Source organism: Lentibacillus songyuanensis, from assembly GCF_039548255.1.
GTDB classification, from domain to species: domain Bacteria; phylum Bacillota; class Bacilli; order Bacillales; family Amphibacillaceae; genus Lentibacillus_C; species Lentibacillus_C songyuanensis.
Window position 1 is genome coordinate 120,588 of the sequence record NZ_JBCLVH010000009.1, and the last position, 20,035, is coordinate 140,622.

Sequence of the window (20,035 nt, forward strand, 5' to 3'; positions counted from 1 at the left end):
AAAAGTTGACTTTACTATCGGCAGCCGATATAATAAACTCACGATACATCGTTCGACGATATATCGATAGTCGATAACAGTTGAGCAGGAGGAATTATTTTGCCAGAAAATGATGCGCATATTCCATTAACGGAAGCTGTTTATTACATCCTCTTAGCATTACACACCCCCATGCATGGCTATGGAATCATGCAGTATATCCAAAGAATCAGTAATGGTCGCGTCGATTTAGGTCCTGGAACCCTTTATGGGGCGATTAAGACAATGGTGGAGAAAGGCTGGATTCAACTAGTGGATCAGCACATAAAGAAACGAAAAAAGGAATATCTCATAACAGAAGCTGGAAAGTCAATCGTGCTGCACGAATTTTCCAGATTGCAAGAACTTGTCGACAATGGCAACCAAATCATTCGAGGTGAAAACAATGACCGTTAAGAAACGTAAATTATTTACCGATTATGAAAAAGAAGAAAAGTGGCTAAATGATATGGCAGATAAGGGACTCCATCTCGTTCATTATTCATTTTTCACGTATACTTTTGAAACAGGAAAACCAGGCGAATACCAGTACCGTATTCAATTGCTAAAATACCCACCTTCCCATCTGGAAAGTCAAACATATATATCGTTTATGGAAGAAAATAACGTCGAATTTGTTGATTCCTATATACGCTGGGTATATTTCCGTAAAAAAACCGCCGAAGGGCCATTTGAAATTTATTCAGATAATGCCTCCCGGATCAAACATTATCATCGTATAGCTGGTTTAATGGGAGCAGCAGGAGGGGTGAATTTATTGATTGCACTGGGCAATTTACCTTTATCCACACTTAATCGTTATGTATCTTTGCTAAATTGGCTCATCGTCATCATTATTATTCCTTTTTTTGTATCGTACCTTCGAAAAGGCAACAAGTTGAAGAAAGAAATGGAGCTATATGATAAATAACAACACAGAAGGCACTTTTTCAAGTTTAAAAAGTGCCTTCTGTGTTTCTTTGGTGTAACACGAATCTATGTTACTTCAATTGGTTAAAACGTATGGTAAACCGCATCACAGGTTTCCCCTGTTGGCTCGTAAAAACAGTGAAGCTTATACCGCCCGACTAATGGCTGGTCATACCAGGTGGCAGGACAGTCACCTTCTGGCCTAAAGTACCACAGACTATACTTTGCTGGCCAATGTCTGTACCCATCTATAGCTCTGCGTGCTAACCTTTTGTCAACCCCTCGCGCTCTTTGATAAAAGTACCCGTGGATCGTCGCTTCAAACGCATGGGGCTGGTATACCATTTGCGAGATATTTCGTATGTCTGTAAAATCAGAGCAATCTGCCCTTACTCTGTTAATTCCAACATTGCCAACAAGCAGCATACCGAGTTGTCCTTCCCCTTCCGCTTCCGCCCGAAGCAATCTAGCTAAAAGGTCAATATCTTTTTCAGTAGCCTTCACTACAGCCATTATTTCACCTCCGTGCTTGGTGCCACGCTAATATCCGTTTTTTGTTCCTTTACATATATTATGGAACTGGAATAATAACGTTGATTATAAATCCTGACAATATAGTCTATGGAGATGGGGTGGGTAGGTGCAACGATTTGGTGAATTTTTGGTTTGGTTTTGTTTGTTAATCCATATACCTAATGCGACTATTCTTTTCATTTATCCACGTTTCCTTCATTAATCTTACTTACCCCTCTATAAAGAATTGCGACCAAATATTCGGGCGACACAGTAACACTTGCCAAAATTTTAATACACGCACCCATAAAGGATGCGACACCAAAAACAACGGTTATAAAGTTGTTAGCTTGTGATTTCAATCCACGCACCCATAAAGGATGCGACAGCTACCAATACTTTCAACTGCTGTGCACCCACCATTTCAATCCACGCACCCATAAAGGATGCGACATACAAGTTGCAGCAGTAGCCACAGCAATTGCATTTCAATCCACGCACCCATAAAGGATGCGACGGAAAGCTTTGTGAGCGCTTGTAGATTTGCTGGTATTTCAATCCACGCACCCATAAAGGATGCGACGTCCCATGCGCCCATAAATTGCAGTGAGCATGCGGAATTTCAATCCACGCACCCATAAAGGATGCGACTTTACTCTTGAAAAAGGGGTTGTCTGCATCCTTATTTCAATCCACGCACCCATAAAGGATGCGACGGTCACTATAAAAGTTGTGGGTGCAAACATGATGTATTTCAATCCACGCACCCATAAAGGATGCGACAAGGATTTCTCATTGTTCATAACTCCCTTCTTTATTTCAATCCACGCACCCATAAAGGATGCGACATTGATGGAGTATGAGGACGGGCGCAAAGAGTTATTTCAATCCACGCACCCATAAAGGATGCGACTTACAAATTATTTGATGGGGTTGCCTTCATGGTTATTTCAATCCACGCACCCATAAAGGATGCGACTTTGGTAGACAACCCCGTTTGACTTCTGCATAAGGATTTCAATCCACGCACCCATAAAGGATGCGACTAAGGAGGTATTGCTGTGAAAACGAAAATAATTAAATTTCAATCCACGCACCCATAAAGGATGCGACAAAGCAGCAAGAGTAAATGCAGGACTTACCATATTAATTTCAATCCACGCACCCATAAAGGATGCGACTAAGAAATACCAGGCGATGGAGGCTGCAGTCTGTATTTCAATCCACGCACCCATAAAGGATGCGACTGATAGTGAGGTGGATGGTTCACGTTATCCGTCATATTTCAATCCACGCACCCATAAAGGATGCGACTGGTAGATCCCCTTACATACTTATTATAATATTTATTTCAATCCACGCACCCATAAAGGATGCGACAGGGCGCCACCCTCTAATCGTAGACGTATTAGAAATTTCAATCCACGCACCCATAAAGGATGCGACGCCGCTGGTGGCGCTTACCGAGGTTATTGGAAAGATTTCAATCCACGCACCCATAAAGGATGCGACACCGGTGATCCGTTTAATGCTTCAATAAGTTCCAAATTTCAATCCACGCACCCATAAAGGATGCGACAAACACAGTCACCAAAAACCAACAAATATACTTATTTCAATCCACGCACCCATAAAGGATGCGACGGTCATCAAATATGAAAGGATTGATTGACGAATGATTTCAATCCACGCACCCATAAAGGATGCGACTTTGTTCAGTCGGACAGTGTCCTTGGGTTCTTGATTTCAATCCACGCACCCATAAAGGATGCGACAAGGGTTACTGGAAAGGTACAGATGGACCGTTACATTTCAATCCACGCACCCATAAAGGATGCGACTTGATGTCAAACCACGTTACGACGACGACGAGACATTTCAATCCACGCACCCATAAAGGATGCGACATTATTTACAATGTAAACAATAAAAACATAAAAAATTTCAATCCACGCACCCATAAAGGATGCGACCACCCAGAGTGACCGTAATAGCCGTAGGAATGGAATTTCAATCCACGCACCCATAAAGGATGCGACTACCAGTTGGTCTCTGACAAGGGCGCTCTTAAATTATTTCAATCCACGCACCCATAAAGGATGCGACGTGTCATCCCACCATTCTTTGAGGTCAGACATAATATTTCAATCCACGCACCCATAAAGGATGCGACGCCGCTGGTGGCGCTTACCGAGGTTATTGGAAAGATTTCAATCCACGCACCCATAAAGGATGCGACCATAGCCGGTTTTTTCTGCCCACCAGTCTAGACTATTTCAATCCACGCACCCATAAAGGATGCGACTTAAAAATACTACAGAAGTGCTATGACATGATTATTTCAATCCACGCACCCATAAAGGATGCGACTGAGGAGGTGGCATAGCTTGCTAAAGATTATTGAGATTTCAATCCACGCACCCATAAAGGATGCGACGCTTCCGTTTTCGGTTCTGGTTCTTCCTTTTTCGATTTCAATCCACGCACCCATAAAGGATGCGACAACCATGTGGGAGATCGGCGGTATGAGTATCGATATTTCAATCCACGCACCCATAAAGGATGCGACTTCAAAGCCATTCGCGGCAAAAAACTAAATGATGATATTTCAATCCACGCACCCATAAAGGATGCGACTCTTCACGTCATAATTCGGCGCATTAATCTGCGGATTTCAATCCACGCACCCATAAAGGATGCGACTAAAATTGGCAGAGGTGTTAAGCGGACGGAGTACTATTTCAATCCACGCACCCATAAAGGATGCGACATTACTTTCTTTACGGATGGTAAGAAAGCAAGCAAATTTCAATCCACGCACCCATAAAGGATGCGACATATCACGCAAACATTACTTCATATTGCATCGTTATTTCAATCCACGCACCCATAAAGGATGCGACGCACTTACCACGATATGAAACTTAAGCTATTAGAATTTCAATCCACGCACCCATAAAGGATGCGACTTATTCTTTCGTGATCGTCGGACTTTTTGTTTTATTTCAATCCACGCACCCATAAAGGATGCGACGACATGGAAAGATGTCACGCTACAGGATGCAGATATTTCAATCCACGCACCCATAAAGGATGCGACCTAACGTCATTTTTGATGGGGATACATTTGATTATATTTCAATCCACGCACCCATAAAGGATGCGACTCCAGGTAGTAAACGGTCAAATCACCAACATTGACATTTCAATCCACGCACCCATAAAGGATGCGACTACGCGTACGTGCGAGGTTACGTTACAGGAGGTAGATTTCAATCCACGCACCCATAAAGGATGCGACCTGAAATTGTTGATGTGTTTTCCGGAGGATTAGATTTCAATCCACGCACCCATAAAGGATGCGACGGTCTATCTTATGCCATTGAACATTACGAGAAAGAATTTCAATCCACGCACCCATAAAGGATGCGACGGTGAGCCGTTATTCCTTAAAGACGAATTGCTGCAAATTTCAATCCACGCACCCATAAAGGATGCGACAGGAGGTAGCCATGGAATTAAGAGAATATCAGCAATTTCAATCCACGCACCCATAAAGGATGCGACTTGCCGTGTACAATGGTTAGTCACCACCTTTCATCATTTCAATCCACGCACCCATAAAGGATGCGACCAAAACAGGTGTTAAAGGTGTCACCCCTGTATATAGATTTCAATCCACGCACCCATAAAGGATGCGACCTGACTCAATCCATGTTTCGCCTGCTTCATACGATTTCAATCCACGCACCCATAAAGGATGCGACTTCAATTTACTGATCAATTTCAATGTCTCCGTCCGATTTCAATCCACGCACCCATAAAGGATGCGACGAAGGAGTGGCAAAAGAAACAAATACAAGTAGACATTTCAATCCACGCACCCATAAAGGATGCGACGCTGAAAACAAACTCCGTGACAGCACCTAAATTTTATTTCAATCCACGCACCCATAAAGGATGCGACTGTTCGAGAAAAAATTAAAAGAGTTAAGAGATTTAATTTCAATCCACGCACCCATAAAGGATGCGACAATACCTGAGCCAGCATCTTGCATTCGGTTAATGTATTTCAATCCACGCACCCATAAAGGATGCGACGTCATAGCTGAGGATACGCACGAGGCAGGCTTAAATTTCAATCCACGCACCCATAAAGGATGCGACAGGTTACAACCAAAGTTACACCTAAAGTTACATTATTTCAATCCACGCACCCATAAAGGATGCGACGATGAATACGATATAAAGCCAAAAGGACGTATTATTTCAATCCACGCACCCATAAAGGATGCGACGATGATGGACTGATTAGTGCTTTTAAGAAAATCATTTCAATCCACGCACCCATAAAGGATGCGACATTAAATTTAAAATCAGCAAATACCGTAAAGGCAATTTCAATCCACGCACCCATAAAGGATGCGACATTGATGAATCCATTACCGTAAAAGGTTTAGCTATTTCAATCCACGCACCCATAAAGGATGCGACTCAGGCCTGAATATGATCTTATCCTCGTATTGATAATTTCAATCCACGCACCCATAAAGGATGCGACTTTTATTACAAATTGACGTTTGGACCCATGATAATTTCAATCCACGCACCCATAAAGGATGCGACAACAGTTGTTGTCCTATTCTTGTTCTTATGTAAAGAATTTCAATCCACGCACCCATAAAGGATGCGACTCACATAACAGATATGAGAATTATGGAGGACGTGATTTCAATCCACGCACCCATAAAGGATGCGACGCCTATGACTGATTCAATGGCCATTCTTTTTGATATTTCAATCCACGCACCCATAAAGGATGCGACTAAATCTGTCTGTCCCTCCTCCGTCGGTCATGAGAATTTCAATCCACGCACCCATAAAGGATGCGACATAAAGACACCCAGCAAATGCCGGATGCCTTATGATTTCAATCCACGCACCCATAAAGGATGCGACGGCCCACCTTGGGAAACATACTCCAGATAAAAAGATATTTCAATCCACGCACCCATAAAGGATGCGACTCAATCGTATTGAGTATGATTGTTTAACTCGGAATTTCAATCCACGCACCCATAAAGGATGCGACGTGCTTTATTTATTAAACGATAGAATCGACGATATGATTTCAATCCACGCACCCATAAAGGATGCGACACAATCGACTATATTTCTTTAACACTCATGGGTTAATTTCAATCCACGCACCCATAAAGGATGCGACTTTTATTGTATAGTAAATACAAAGGAGATGATCTTTTATTTCAATCCACGCACCCATAAAGGATGCGACCTACTGTGGCATATATTATTTCATTCCTTCTCCATTTCAATCCACGCACCCATAAAGGATGCGACTTAACCTTACGCGTTGCCATGCTGCGGATCGATAATTTCAATCCACGCACCCATAAAGGATGCGACCTATTACATGGCCAAGCCCCACACATGGAGATCCATTTCAATCCACGCACCCATAAAGGATGCGACTGGACCAGGTAAAAACTAATCAAAAACCAGTAAATTTCAATCCACGCACCCATAAAGGATGCGACCTATATACCTTGAAACATTATTCGAAGCATCGGAATTTCAATCCACGCACCCATAAAGGATGCGACGGGAATTAGGTTGGGATGATGAAATTGCCGGTAATATTTCAATCCACGCACCCATAAAGGATGCGACGTTGTGGTTGGCAGTGTCCAAACGATGATGCGAATTTCAATCCACGCACCCATAAAGGATGCGACTCATCATAGGATTTAATTTCTGTGATCGTTCTAATTTCAATCCACGCACCCATAAAGGATGCGACTTAGATACTTGCTTGTACTATTACAAATTAGTATTTCAATCCACGCACCCATAAAGGATGCGACTCCTGATTGATACCAATATTGGTAAGCCTAATTGGATTTCAATCCACGCACCCATAAAGGATGCGACGAGTTATGTCATCCGGCTCATTTGATTGCTGAAAATATTTCAATCCACGCACCCATAAAGGATGCGACAAGGTAAAGATAAACTGTCATATCATCTAAATTTATTTCAATCCACGCACCCATAAAGGATGCGACTCGTGGTAAGATATTCCTATATTAATAGGAGGTATTTCAATCCACGCACCCATAAAGGATGCGACAAGAAAAATGGCTTGAACATTGACAATCAAAATAATTTCAATCCACGCACCCATAAAGGATGCGACGCAAGGGACCCCGATGCATTGATTGACTTAGTTATTTCAATCCACGCACCCATAAAGGATGCGACGTTACGGTAGATAGCAATTTTACCACAAAACTAGCATTTCAATCCACGCACCCATAAAGGATGCGACAAAAGCTGGCCAACAATTACTCAATAGTTTCGTGATTTCAATCCACGCACCCATAAAGGATGCGACATTAATGAGGAAGAAGATCTTTACTACCAAGCACAAATTTCAATCCACGCACCCATAAAGGATGCGACGCCACTATTGATTAACGCGGCCTTGGTACTTCCAAATTTCAATCCACGCACCCATAAAGGATGCGACTTCAGCTTGTTACTCTGGGTGAGGTGAACTACTCATATTTCAATCCACGCACCCATAAAGGATGCGACACCACTCAACCCAAGCAAGTGTTTTAAAAAAGTTATTTCAATCCACGCACCCATAAAGGATGCGACCCTATTCCTTTGGATCCCGGATCTATCTTTTCCTATTTCAATCCACGCACCCATAAAGGATGCGACGACAATGCTGCTCATTACCCTGCATCCTTTTCATATTTCAATCCACGCACCCATAAAGGATGCGACTGAAAACCGATCGTTCCATGCAGCAGATTCCATTAATTTCAATCCACGCACCCATAAAGGATGCGACGCTCATACGCTTGAAACGGGTGAAGAAACAGATCAAATTTCAATCCACGCACCCATAAAGGATGCGACTAGCAGCGCTTTATAATGCTTTTGGGATTAGCGCTATTTCAATCCACGCACCCATAAAGGATGCGACGGGAGGTGCTTAAATGTTACGTGCGGCAAAAATATTTCAATCCACGCACCCATAAAGGATGCGACTGCGATTTCTCGCTAAAAAATACTTTAAACAAGGTAAACTTCACTTAAAAACAACTAAATCAAGCAATAATGATAAAAAAAACGCATTCATTTTCTACAAATCTCACTTAAAACAGTTCTAATCTGGTGCGAATCAAGTGGAGTTTTTATGTGCGCTTATAGTTCGCACTAAAAAATTAAAGGGTCTTCCAAATTAAGTGATTCTTTAACCCCTAAATGTTCGACTTTTGTTTTATAATTATCTCCGAGCCGATAAAACCGCAAACTATCTTTCCCTTCATCAATTATTCCCGCAAGTTCAATTTTTAAAGTTGCAAATTGTGTTGAATCCACAACACATTCAAACACCGAGTTTTGTACGCGTTGTCCAAAGTTCTGACAAACCTTTGCAACCTTTCGTAATCGTTTTGTACCTCCACTACTAGTGGTACTCACATCATACGTAATTAGTATTAGCACCTATTTCACCTACTTCCATAGAAACGGCGGATATTCGTCTAAATCATTTCTTAAAAAACGAGCCAACAATAAAGCTTGAGCATATGGAACTAAACCCCAGGTGACTTTCTCACCTAGAAAAGGGTGAGTAATTTTTTCCTGTTTTTTATTTTGCCAAGCCGACAAGAACTTTTTCCTAGCCTCATCCGCCATAATAACGGCACCATTTTCTTTTTTATGGAAGTCAGCTTGATTCATTACCTTTTTATTAATCAACGAAATCACAAACTTATCAGCGTAGACACCTCGTAATTCTTCCATGACATCCAGTGCCAGCGAGGCTCTACCAGGTCGATCGCGATGCAGGAATCCTACATATGCGTCAAGACCTACCGTTTCCAAAGCTGCGGTCATATCATTTGCCAATAGGGTATAAGCAAATGAAAGCATCGCATTCACATTATCCAACGGTGGTCTTCTAGTACGCATTGTAAAAGAAAAATCGTCTTTTTGTTGCAATATCATGTCATTAAACAATTTATTGTAACTAAAGGCCGCTTGTCCTTCCCATCCCCTTAAACTTTCTAAATCTTCACATCCTCTTATCTCACGGATAATATCGGATAATTGAAGTGAAACATTCTTAAATTTCTCTACATCAATACGCAATGGATAATCCCTAGTTATTCTTTCCAACATCCATTTATGGTTGTAAACCTTTCCCACAATAAAATTACGGGCAATTAAAGCAGATAAACGTTCATCATCCGAAACTCGATATTGTTGCTTTCTTAATACTACGTTACCTCTACTCTCACCGGTGAATCTACCAAGAAAACTACCATTCATAGTTAAGAACATCAATGATATGTTTCTCTTTGCACAATATCCCATTAATGCAGGACTTGCACCAGTATATCCAAAGGTAACAATCGATTCTAAATTATGAAGTGGTAATCTTCCTAATTTTTCTTGCTCTTTTAGCAAAACAATATTATCCCCATCCAATGATAAATAAACATTTGGTTGTGTAACAAACAACGTATTGAGAAGCTTTTTCATTCGACAATCTTCCCTTCGATATAACTCTTCACAGTACGTTTATTCATTAACTTTGGCAAACAAATATGTTGAAGGGAGCAACTTTTACAAAACGGCCCAGTTTTTACTTTTGGTGTATGTCTTTTTTGATAATACTGATGCATTTCCTTAACAATATTCCTTACCCGATCTTTACTATCCTTTGTTAAAGGAACTTCAATCCTGTGTTTTATCTCATTGTAATACATGTACCCCGTGTTAATCTCACAGAGTAACATTTCTTCTAAACAGATGGCCTGGGCAGTCAATTGTAAAATATCAGCATCATCCTTTTTCGGTTTTCCTCGTTTGTATTCAACAGGATAGGCTGTATATTTGCCACTTTCGCCATTAATTTCAACACCGTTAGCGTCTTTGTTAAATTCCACCACATCACATATTCCACTTATCTTTAACTCATTGGATAAAACCGGCATTGCTCGAACAATAAGTTTGCTTCCGCGTTTCTCTCTAATAAATGGCTGATCCGCTTTTTCATGCAGGTGCTGACCTTGTACGGTTTTCACATTTTCTTCCCATTGTTGCTCAACGTGTATAAGTGCCCATTGACGACGGCAAAATTGAAAATGCTGAATTCCCGATAGCATCAAATAATAATCTTCATCTTTATTGTCCATCAATAATCTCGACCGCCAAATTGTCTAATTCATTTAATGTAATCGTATAATCGGCAACACTTTTTGGGTCATTTTGTTTTGGTTTTATATCCACTAGACGATGAACTTTTGCAGATGAGTATTGTCCAAGCTTTGATTTGTGCTCCCACCAATACACCTTATGCACCTCCATACTTCCATCCGGGCGTGCGGATGATGCATCATTTTCGAACAAAGTGATAAGAGCCTGTTTAATTTTACCGGCATCTTCATTAGTAAAGCCCGTTTTTTCAGCTAGTTGTGTATTAATACTCCCTTTAAACACATATAGGCCAAAATCAACACGATGCTTCATTCCCATCGTATCTGAACCCTTTTTGTCGCCTGTAACGGAATTGACGCTTTTCGTGATTTGCATACTCGTGATATCAATTGGATCAATGCTTGTAGCAGTATGAATAGAAACCGGGCCACGTACACCTACCGATACATCTGAACCTTTAAATGCAAATACCTGTCCAAAACTACGGACATCAATCCATTCATCACTTGCAGCTTGGGCAAAAGCTTCATTATCTTTTGCCTTTACTGCTTTACTCAAAGCATCATTCGCATCTGCACGTTCTTTTAAGCTCTTATAGCTATCTACCTTTCTATCATTGGATTGAACGAAAACAGATTCCCCAGCATCTAGTAAGCGATTTCTTATTTTCCGTTTAATTGCAACATCAGAAATTTCCCCATGTCCGTCATAATTCTGTCGTGGACGATTTCCATTCAAGGGATCGCCATTTGGATTCGCATTGGTTACGGATAGTACTACAGCAAAATCAATCTTATGATCTAATGTCGTCATTACGCATGCTCCTCGCTATTTATTTTTTCGTCTTTATTCTTTTTTTGATATAATTCGTGACGTTGACTATAAAAACCTAATAGATATTTTCCAGATAGCGGTTTATCATTAAAATCATCAATATCAAATCTTGAAGCCACATCATCAATCATTGCTGACAAGTATCCCGCGCTTTTCCCCATTCGTGCTTGATAAGGCTGCAAACTCTCTTGTAGTGTTTTCCAAGTTCTAGCCGGGTGTTTGGAAAATGAATTCATATATCGTATAGCATTGGTAGCTCGTGTTTCATCTTGATCAAGGGCCCGCCTTTCTAAGACATCAGCTATTGCTAGCAATCGACCAAACAAGTAATCTCGATCATTCATCTCTTTATCCAAAGCCACATCATATCCCTCCCGTTTATTTATTAACGCACATGCGATACTGAGTGTTTTTTCCCACTCCCATTTTTCCATGGCAACGGGGTTAGAAGCCCGGTAAAAAGCACTTTTCACAATATCTTGTGGTATTTTACGTTCATCAATAATGCATGGTAGTATCCGCGCCATCAGCTCTTTAACAATTTTTTCATTTACTCTTGGACCGTAAGCAGCAAAAGCAATATCCTGCGTTGCCGGAGCGCCATAAAATTGCACAAATTTATTTTCAGCATTTTTACGATAACGATGTAACCAGACACAAGTTGAATGCCATTTTTTCAATCGATTTAAGTATATTTCCTTATTTATGTTACGGTAATAAAGGACAGCCATCCGCCCAGTAGTTGCTGAATCTAGCACCAATATGTTTACATTGGATTGGAGGGCTAAATCATTTTTATAACCATCGATTGCTTTGGCAACCTCGTTGGCAAAATGATTTAGTGTGTTGGTTTTTATTTCTTGTTTCGTTTCCATCCCTGGATGAATCGCAAATGTATCTTCCTCTGGGGCTACGATATTTAAATCGTCATTTCCCCATACGAGAAACACTCGCTCGTCAATCATCTTACCTTGGCGATGGATAAGCCATTTCAGTGCATTATGTGCTTTTTGTGAAACTTCATAGCTGATACTCGCTGCTTCGTGACTTTTATTGAAGCGTCCTCTAAATGTAAACCCACTTGTGTCATTGGCAGATATTAATTTTGCTTTATCTGCGGCATGACGTATTTTGTTTGCATGTCGTTCCGTGCTGGGCTGCATATCCCCCGTAACAAAACAAAGGTCTTCATCGTGTAACAATCCATTATAATATTGAATAAAAGAATCATATACCTCTTTGTCATTCCAAACCTTACTGGTAATTTCATCTGAGGAGTACACATTAAAACGAATGAATGCACTTTCTTGGCCACCACTCACTACTGAAAAAATAGAAGGCTTGTCACCATGAATTGTTTCATATTTTTTATTCCACTTCCCAATTAAATTGTCTTCTTCATCAAGATAAAGTACTTTTTTAGCTACTAAGTCTTTAATCAAACACCTTTTACATAAATACGAATAGATACTTTTCACTTTCTTATGCCCGTACGGAGAATTCACCCAATCCCCTAGCTGCTCTATGTAAGAAAGGAATGGCTCTTCTTTTTTTATTTTCCCGCCATAAGCCACAAAGTCACCTGCAACATAACTTAATTTATCGTGTAACGGATATGGAGCGACTTTCGATCCTGCCCGACTGGCCGAGTCTTCCGTACATGGAATCAACGTGCTTACCTTATCAAGGACCCTAGCATCATGAAATTCACCGTCTTCTGTTATATCTACTTCAATATGAGCGTTTTGTGTGGTATGTGATATTGGCAGAAGGGTGTATTCATTCCCATTACGCTTCTTTTCTGTTTCACCAACTCGATCCAAGTTCATCTCATAGGTTTGATATAAGTTATATAGCCAACTCATTCATTCACCTCCTCTTCTAATATCCTTGTTAATTCATCAATAGATTGCACATTTGTTTGGTCAAAGTGTTTTGATTTCATCTTTTTCACCGGTCTAACATTCGTGCACTCCTCTGGTCTTGGAAACTGGATTACACCATTTTTCATCACGGGGTTCCAAAGGCGAACTTCCATCTGATCTCTGCCTGTCTCATCCGGATAATTAATTCCGTGAACCATTGTACCTAAATAGATCTCTTCATCATTATCGTAAAAGCCTTCCCCTTCACCAAAGTCACAAGATTCAACATAGCCTTGACATTCCCTTGTCCCGAGGAAAATATCTCTTCTCCCCCCAACTTTCAACGAGCGTTTCAAGATGTTATGATGTTTATTCTCGTTTCGATCAAACGCCATATCTGGTCGGTTTAAATTAAATTCAAAATGAGCTCTAACCTGATATCTCGGATTTTTGATATATGTGTAGTTGGCAAGCGTATTTCCACCACCATACTCTATTGGACGGATACCCTTGGATTCCATTTGGATGGCATTCATTACACGTATCTCGTCAACAATCATAATCAACGTCGGTTTCCAGTAAATACTTTCTACAGTTCCTTTTAAAGCTTGATAGGTTGGTACTTGATAGGAAAGCTTTTCACCACCCATCTTTGTTAATGGATCAGTAAATAAGGCATAGTCGCCATAAAGTTCAAATTCGATACCGTTTCGCATGGGATCACCTCCCTTCAAATAATTGGGACTGTCCAAAACAGTTCACGATTTGGACTGTTCTTTAGATCGGCAAATTTTTTTGTTATTTTCTGGTTATATAATAAACGATCATTTCAAGAATTCTTGCGTGAACTAATTCTAAATCTTTATCAGGATTATCTTTCACTTTAATATTTATGACTTTTTCACTCCTTTCTGGCTTATATATAACGCCAATAATTAATTGTATTACCCATGAATTTGTCCATATTCCTAAAAGTCATATTTATTTATCTTTGAATAACTTTTAATTAATCATAAAAACACTTTAAGTATTATATAATTAAATTGAGTCGTTTTTTAGCGTGGGTTGAAATAAAGAGAAATATATATGGAACCCTATCCACCAATAGATAGGGTTTAATTTATAAGCAATTGCAACTCTCCTTCCCCTTCCAAATCGACCCCGTATTTTTCGCTATACCAGCTTTCTTTTAGTTCGTAAATTGTACCTTCCAAGTGTATCTCTAATGCTTTTTCGTTAGATAACTTCCTAAGTTCATGAGAATAAAGATTAACCGAATAGTGCTGTGCTTTTCGTAATAATTTGGTCAAGTCGTCTATCCGCTCAGTACCATTGAGTTCAGCTATAATATTTTCACCTTCCTTATACGGCACAAGAACAGGTGTAGTCACATTGTCAATCACTTGAAAATGTTCAGCCGCCGTTTGATAGCTGCCAGTAATAAACAATGGGAGGCCTTTTCCAGTTTTGCTTTGATAAGCATGTACATATTCATTTTCAGCACGGGGCGCCATTAATAGATTGGTCATGTCAGTGCGTAATTGTTTAATACTGTAATTTAAATCATTGCTCAAATCAGCATAGAAGTTTTTAAAGTAGAACTCCATTGCTTGTCTTGATAACAAGTTTCCCCCATGTTTACGTGGATCCTTTTTCATATCGATCAGGATTTTGCCGGTTATTTCTTTCCCCTTTTTTATTTCTTCCAGTTTAGAAAGATTTTCTTCCTTATGATCTATCACATAAACTTGTCGCAGATCCTTTTCCCCGTGGCGATTACATCTTCCTGCTGCCTGAGCAATTGAATCCAGTCCCGCTAAAGAACGAACAACACAATCAAAACTAATGTCAACACCGGCTTCAATCAGTTGCGTACTAACACAAATTACCTGATTCCCTTCAGCCAACTGTGTTTTTACCTCCTCTAATATTTCATTCCGGTGGGCCGCACACATGGAAGTACTGAGATGATAAACTGGGACTTGTCCTATCTCCTCTAATTGTTGATACAAGTCCTTCGCAACCTTTTTCGTATTTAAAATGATCAATACACTTTGAATTTCTTCTAATTTAGAAGTTACGAATTCAGATAACTCTTCACTATCCATCGCTTTATCCGTAGCTTCATCCACAATTTCCACGCGTTTAAATGCCTCAACAACATGATCAAGTTTCTCAATCATTTCGGCATCGGCATCAATATCTAATTTATGGTCCACAAAATTCAATGCTGGTTGGGTTGCCGTGCAAAGCACGATACTCGTTTGGCAGTAGGACTTTAGAAAATTAAGTGCCTGATTGAATAAAGAAACACATTTCACAGGAACTTTCTGTACTTCATCAAATATAATTACCGATTCACTCAGGTTATGTAATCGTCTGATATTCCTGCTTCCCTTGGCATAAAACACATTCAAAAATTGTACCATTGTCGTGAAAATAATCGGTGAATCCCAATTATCCTTCGCTAACTTTAATTTTTGCTGTTTTGTTACAAAACCATCTTGAAGTTCATCATTATCATCAACATCTTCAATAATATTGGAATGATGCTCTAATATATTTTCATCGTCTTGTAAAATGTCCCTAACTTCAGCTGCATTTTGCTCAATAATTGTAGTATATGGGACAACATAAATAATTCTTTTTTTGCCTTGTATTAATGCGTGTTTCAGGGCATAGCGCAAACTGGCCAGTGTTTTGCCTCCCCCAGTAGGAATGGACAAAGTAAATACACCAGTAGGTCTGGATGCAAACGCTTCACATTGTTCGGACATCTCGGTTCTCAACCGGTTAATCGGGGTTTCCGCAGACGGATGACTCTTAAATGAATGAATTTTAGCTTGTAACCGATTATAATATTGATGAAATATGGATTGATTCTCGGTTAGTTCATGTTGCTTATCTTCTTCAAAAAGTCTTGTGTTTGTTCGATCTGCATCAATTAGAGCACTAAACACGAGTTTTGTTAAAAACATTAATTGCTTCTCACTATCTTCTGGCGGCTCATTTGCAATAAAGCTTTCTAATTCTTTACTTGCTTTTTCGACATACTCACTAAAATCCGATTTATTTATGATAGTTTGAAAGAAACACTGAACTGTATTTGGAAATTCTGGAAGATCCTTGTCACGTACCCTATTAAGATACTTTGATTCTAATTCTGGGGTGATGAAATCATGAAGATAGGCATGATGGGAAATAACCGCATTTCCGACTACTTCCGCTACCATTCCTTTCAGGCGTTCAATATTTGTTTTGTGAAGAAGATCATATAAAAGCTTCCCGCCTGCAGTGGAATGATCAACGCTTCCTCTTTTCGGTGGTGAATCAGGATTATTTACTGCTTCTAATATGTATTCTTTAAATTCATCTGTATATTTACCAAGATCGTGCAATAGTCCGGCGAGTCCAGCTAGATGTTTGATACCAATCCTTTTGCCATATTGTTCAGCTAATTCTTTGACCTCAGTTAAATGCTCCATGACCGTTTGAACCTTTCCATCACTTTGACGGATATGGGCAATATAATCCACGTCGCCACCTCTTTTTTAGGTATTTTGTATGTAGTGGAAAATTATGTATGCATGACTATTGTATCATATATTTAAACTAGAATCTATCAAAAATATTGATTTTTCACCTTACGTCAAAGTTTACAAAAACTATTGTAAAGCGATAAACAAATCACTTATAATATAGTTAAAGCGTACTGCTCAAACAAATGGTCAACTCCAATATTGGTGCGAACATTATGCTCACATAAACTTTCAAGGGGATTCGCACCGGAATTTTTCTATTTAATATCCTTAGTTTACCATTTGTCTTTTATATTTATATTCTATTCCTATAAAAGGTAACCTTTTTTAATAGAATAGACGATTTTTGATATATTTTTATGAAAAATCGCAGTCGCATCCTTTATGGGTGCGTGGATTGAAATTGATTGAATTATCTCATCGAGAAAGGCAATGCTAGTCGCATCCTTTATGGGTGCGTGGATTGAAATTCTGAGGACCTTTTATTAGAGCAGAACGCAATACTGTCGCATCCTTTATGGGTGCGTGGATTGAAATATCACTCATCACCTCGCAATAATTCTGGGTTTTCGGTCGCATCCTTTATGGGTGCGTGGATTGAAATCAATACTGCAAACGATCAGCCGCGCGCTGGGTGCGTCGCATCCTTTATGGGTGCGTGGATTGAAATGTAATGTCATTGCCAGGTCTATTTTTGTTGATAACGTCGCATCCTTTATGGGTGCGTGGATTGAAATTAACGCAATCAGTTTAACGGGAAAAATACAACTTGTCGCATCCTTTATGGGTGCGTGGATTGAAATAATATTTGCTGGTTAACAAAGACGTATATGTGTTGTCGCATCCTTTATGGGTGCGTGGATTGAAATCGTGGATGGCGGCAACTTTGGTGTTCCGGCAGACGTCGCATCCTTTATGGGTGCGTGGATTGAAATGTTTATGCCTGGTCAGATGCTCCGATACCCTAAGTCGCATCCTTTATGGGTGCGTGGATTGAAATTGTACACACCTTGTCAAACTGATTAGTGAAGTGGGCGTCGCATCCTTTATGGGTGCGTGGATTGAAATTCCTACGATCGTCGAGCCTGATGGCAGTAGTTATATGTCGCATCCTTTATGGGTGCGTGGATTGAAATCAGAAGCGCGTTGAATAGTTTTTTACTGTCTGTAGTCGCATCCTTTATGGGTGCGTGGATTGAAATATCTTCTGGCTGTATATCTTTCAGCGTGCCTACGTCGCATCCTTTATGGGTGCGTGGATTGAAATATTTATCGTGATTGTTCTAATGCTGCTTTGATAAGTCGCATCCTTTATGGGTGCGTGGATTGAAATCTAAACATACCCTTCAAAATTTTGTTATCGATAGGTCGCATCCTTTATGGGTGCGTGGATTGAAATCCACAGGGACTGGTAAAACAATTGTATTTTCGAAGTCGCATCCTTTATGGGTGCGTGGATTGAAATGTCATCACTATAGGACGACGGGAAATCCATTAAAGTCGCATCCTTTATGGGTGCGTGGATTGAAATAAAATCATGATCTATGATGTATCCCCGTGGAAAAGTCGCATCCTTTATGGGTGCGTGGATTGAAATCATTCAAAATATCGGATAAATACGGAGCGGAAATGTCGCATCCTTTATGGGTGCGTGGATTGAAATATCCTGCTGTTGTCTGCCTTCGATCTGTTTTAGGTCGCATCCTTTATGGGTGCGTGGATTGAAATAATGAAGCGGTTTATACGGGCAAAGTCGATTATGGTCGCATCCTTTATGGGTGCGTGGATTGAAATTTTTCTCCCCCACCCACTTGTTAAATCTGTACCAGTCGCATCCTTTATGGGTGCGTGGATTGAAATTCTCTATTTAATCCATAAAAAATAACGCTTATTCGTCGCATCCTTTATGGGTGCGTGGATTGAAATCATGCCGGCTACCATCTGCAACGGGTTGGTGCGGTCGCATCCTTTATGGGTGCGTGGATTGAAATTATCGATCAGTAGCATGGTTACGATCAAGGTCAGGTCGCATCCTTTATGGGTGCGTGGATTGAAATTGATTTTCTTAAAAGCACTAATCAGTCCATCATGTCGCATCCTTTATGGGTGCGTGGATTGAAATATCGTTACTGATTTTAGCTTTTTTAGACAATCTGTCGTCGCATCCTTTATGGGTGCGTGGATTGAAATATCGGGTTGCTCAAATTTCTTAATTTGTGCGTGTGGTCGCATCCTTTATGGGTGCGTGGATTGAAATGTTTTCACGCGGCGACCAAGGCATAGGACCTTGCGTCGCATCCTTTATGGGTGCGTGGATTGAAATAGCGATCCGGAATTTGCTTATGCTTGGGGTCCAGTCGCATCCTTTATGGGTGCGTGGATTGAAATTGGTTCAGTTTCATTTCCTGCGTCGGGGTGAGAGTCGCATCCTTTATGGGTGCGTGGATTGAAATCATTTTTTTATATAGTCCTCAACATACTTATTATGTCGCATCCTTTATGGGTGCGTGGATTGAAATGATGAAAGGTGGTGACTAACCATTGTACACGGCAAGTCGCATCCTTTATGGGTGCGTGGATTGAAATAAAATGTTAATCGAAACAGGGATGCGAAAAGGAGGTCGCATCCTTTATGGGTGCGTGGATTGAAATATCACAAAAGATAATTTTGAGCACGTGTTTGGAGAGTCGCATCCTTTATGGGTGCGTGGATTGAAATGTTGCAGGTTACTTTCATTCGGGCCACCCACAAGTCGCATCCTTTATGGGTGCGTGGATTGAAATTCTCCATTTAGTTACTTGGAGATTGTCAATAATGGTCGCATCCTTTATGGGTGCGTGGATTGAAATATGAAAGGGAGTGGCATCGTGACCACAATGAAAGTCGCATCCTTTATGGGTGCGTGGATTGAAATCGAAAAGCGAACCAGACACATTCATCGCGCTTGAGGTCGCATCCTTTATGGGTGCGTGGATTGAAATATGCACACAGGCGACCGTGCCTTTATCCAATTCGTCGCATCCTTTATGGGTGCGTGGATTGAAATTCCATGATAATTTGCCCAACCATGCCGT

10 protein-coding genes and 2 CRISPR repeat arrays (1 of these 12 running past the window's edge) are annotated in these 20,035 nt (G+C 40.3%); of the genes, 2 read left to right on the forward strand and 8 right to left on the reverse strand.

Features of this window, described 5'->3' with window-relative positions:
- The first annotated feature begins 96 nt into the window (after nucleotides 1-96).
- Both WMZ97_RS11130 and WMZ97_RS11135 read left to right on the forward strand, forming a co-directional pair.
- Nucleotides 97-435 carry a PadR family transcriptional regulator gene (locus tag WMZ97_RS11130; protein WP_343272211.1) on the forward strand — a complete coding sequence of 113 codons (339 nt, stop codon included), beginning with the start codon at nucleotides 97-99 and terminating at the stop codon, nucleotides 433-435.
- Nucleotides 425-949: a DUF2812 domain-containing protein gene (locus WMZ97_RS11135; protein WP_343272154.1), complete on the forward strand. Its 525-nt coding sequence runs from the start codon at nucleotides 425-427 to the stop codon at nucleotides 947-949. Before WMZ97_RS11130 ends, WMZ97_RS11135 begins: the two co-directional genes overlap by 11 nt.
- Nucleotides 950-1,032: 83 nt before the next feature.
- Here the strand turns inward: WMZ97_RS11135 and WMZ97_RS11140 are convergent, their stop codons facing one another.
- The 8 genes from WMZ97_RS11140 to cas3 form a co-directional block, all read right to left on the reverse strand.
- A complete protein-coding gene (locus WMZ97_RS11140) occupies nucleotides 1,033-1,461 on the reverse strand; it encodes a cell wall hydrolase (protein WP_343272155.1) in 429 nt (142 codons plus the stop codon).
- Nucleotides 1,462-1,749: 288 nt separating this feature from the next.
- Nucleotides 1,750-8,544: direct repeats of the CRISPR family, unit length 32 nt; unit sequence ATTTCAATCCACGCACCCATAAAGGATGCGAC.
- Between the two features lie 168 nt (nucleotides 8,545-8,712).
- On the reverse strand, nucleotides 8,713-9,003 hold the full coding sequence (cas2, locus tag WMZ97_RS11145; protein ID WP_343272156.1) for a CRISPR-associated endonuclease Cas2: 291 nt from the start codon (nucleotides 9,001-9,003) through the stop codon (nucleotides 8,713-8,715).
- A gap of 9 nt (nucleotides 9,004-9,012) precedes the next feature.
- Nucleotides 9,013-10,044, reverse strand: a complete 1,032-nt coding sequence (cas1c, locus tag WMZ97_RS11150) for a type I-C CRISPR-associated endonuclease Cas1c (protein ID WP_343272157.1) — start codon at nucleotides 10,042-10,044, stop codon at nucleotides 9,013-9,015.
- Entirely contained in the window at nucleotides 10,041-10,700 is a 660-nt protein-coding gene (gene cas4 / locus WMZ97_RS11155) for a CRISPR-associated protein Cas4 (protein ID WP_343272212.1), read from the reverse strand. The genes cas1c and cas4 overlap by 4 nt, the downstream gene beginning before the upstream one ends.
- A complete protein-coding gene (gene cas7c, locus WMZ97_RS11160) occupies nucleotides 10,690-11,535 on the reverse strand; it encodes a type I-C CRISPR-associated protein Cas7/Csd2 (protein WP_343272158.1) in 846 nt (281 codons plus the stop codon). Before cas7c ends, cas4 begins: the two co-directional genes overlap by 11 nt.
- Nucleotides 11,535-13,421 carry a type I-C CRISPR-associated protein Cas8c/Csd1 gene (gene cas8c / locus WMZ97_RS11165; RefSeq protein WP_343272159.1) on the reverse strand — a complete coding sequence of 629 codons (1,887 nt, stop codon included), beginning with the start codon at nucleotides 13,419-13,421 and terminating at the stop codon, nucleotides 11,535-11,537. Before cas8c ends, cas7c begins: the two co-directional genes overlap by 1 nt.
- Nucleotides 13,418-14,137, reverse strand: coding sequence for a type I-C CRISPR-associated protein Cas5c (gene cas5c, locus WMZ97_RS11170; RefSeq protein ID WP_343272160.1), 720 nt, complete (start codon nucleotides 14,135-14,137; stop codon nucleotides 13,418-13,420). Before cas5c ends, cas8c begins: the two co-directional genes overlap by 4 nt.
- Before the next feature lie 399 nt (nucleotides 14,138-14,536).
- Complete coding sequence (gene cas3 / locus WMZ97_RS11175; protein WP_343272161.1) at nucleotides 14,537-16,957, reverse strand: CRISPR-associated helicase Cas3'; 2,421 nt, start codon at nucleotides 16,955-16,957, stop codon at nucleotides 14,537-14,539.
- Between the two features lie 375 nt (nucleotides 16,958-17,332).
- Nucleotides 17,333-20,035: direct repeats of the CRISPR family, unit length 32 nt; unit sequence GTCGCATCCTTTATGGGTGCGTGGATTGAAAT; it runs 2,488 nt beyond the window's last position.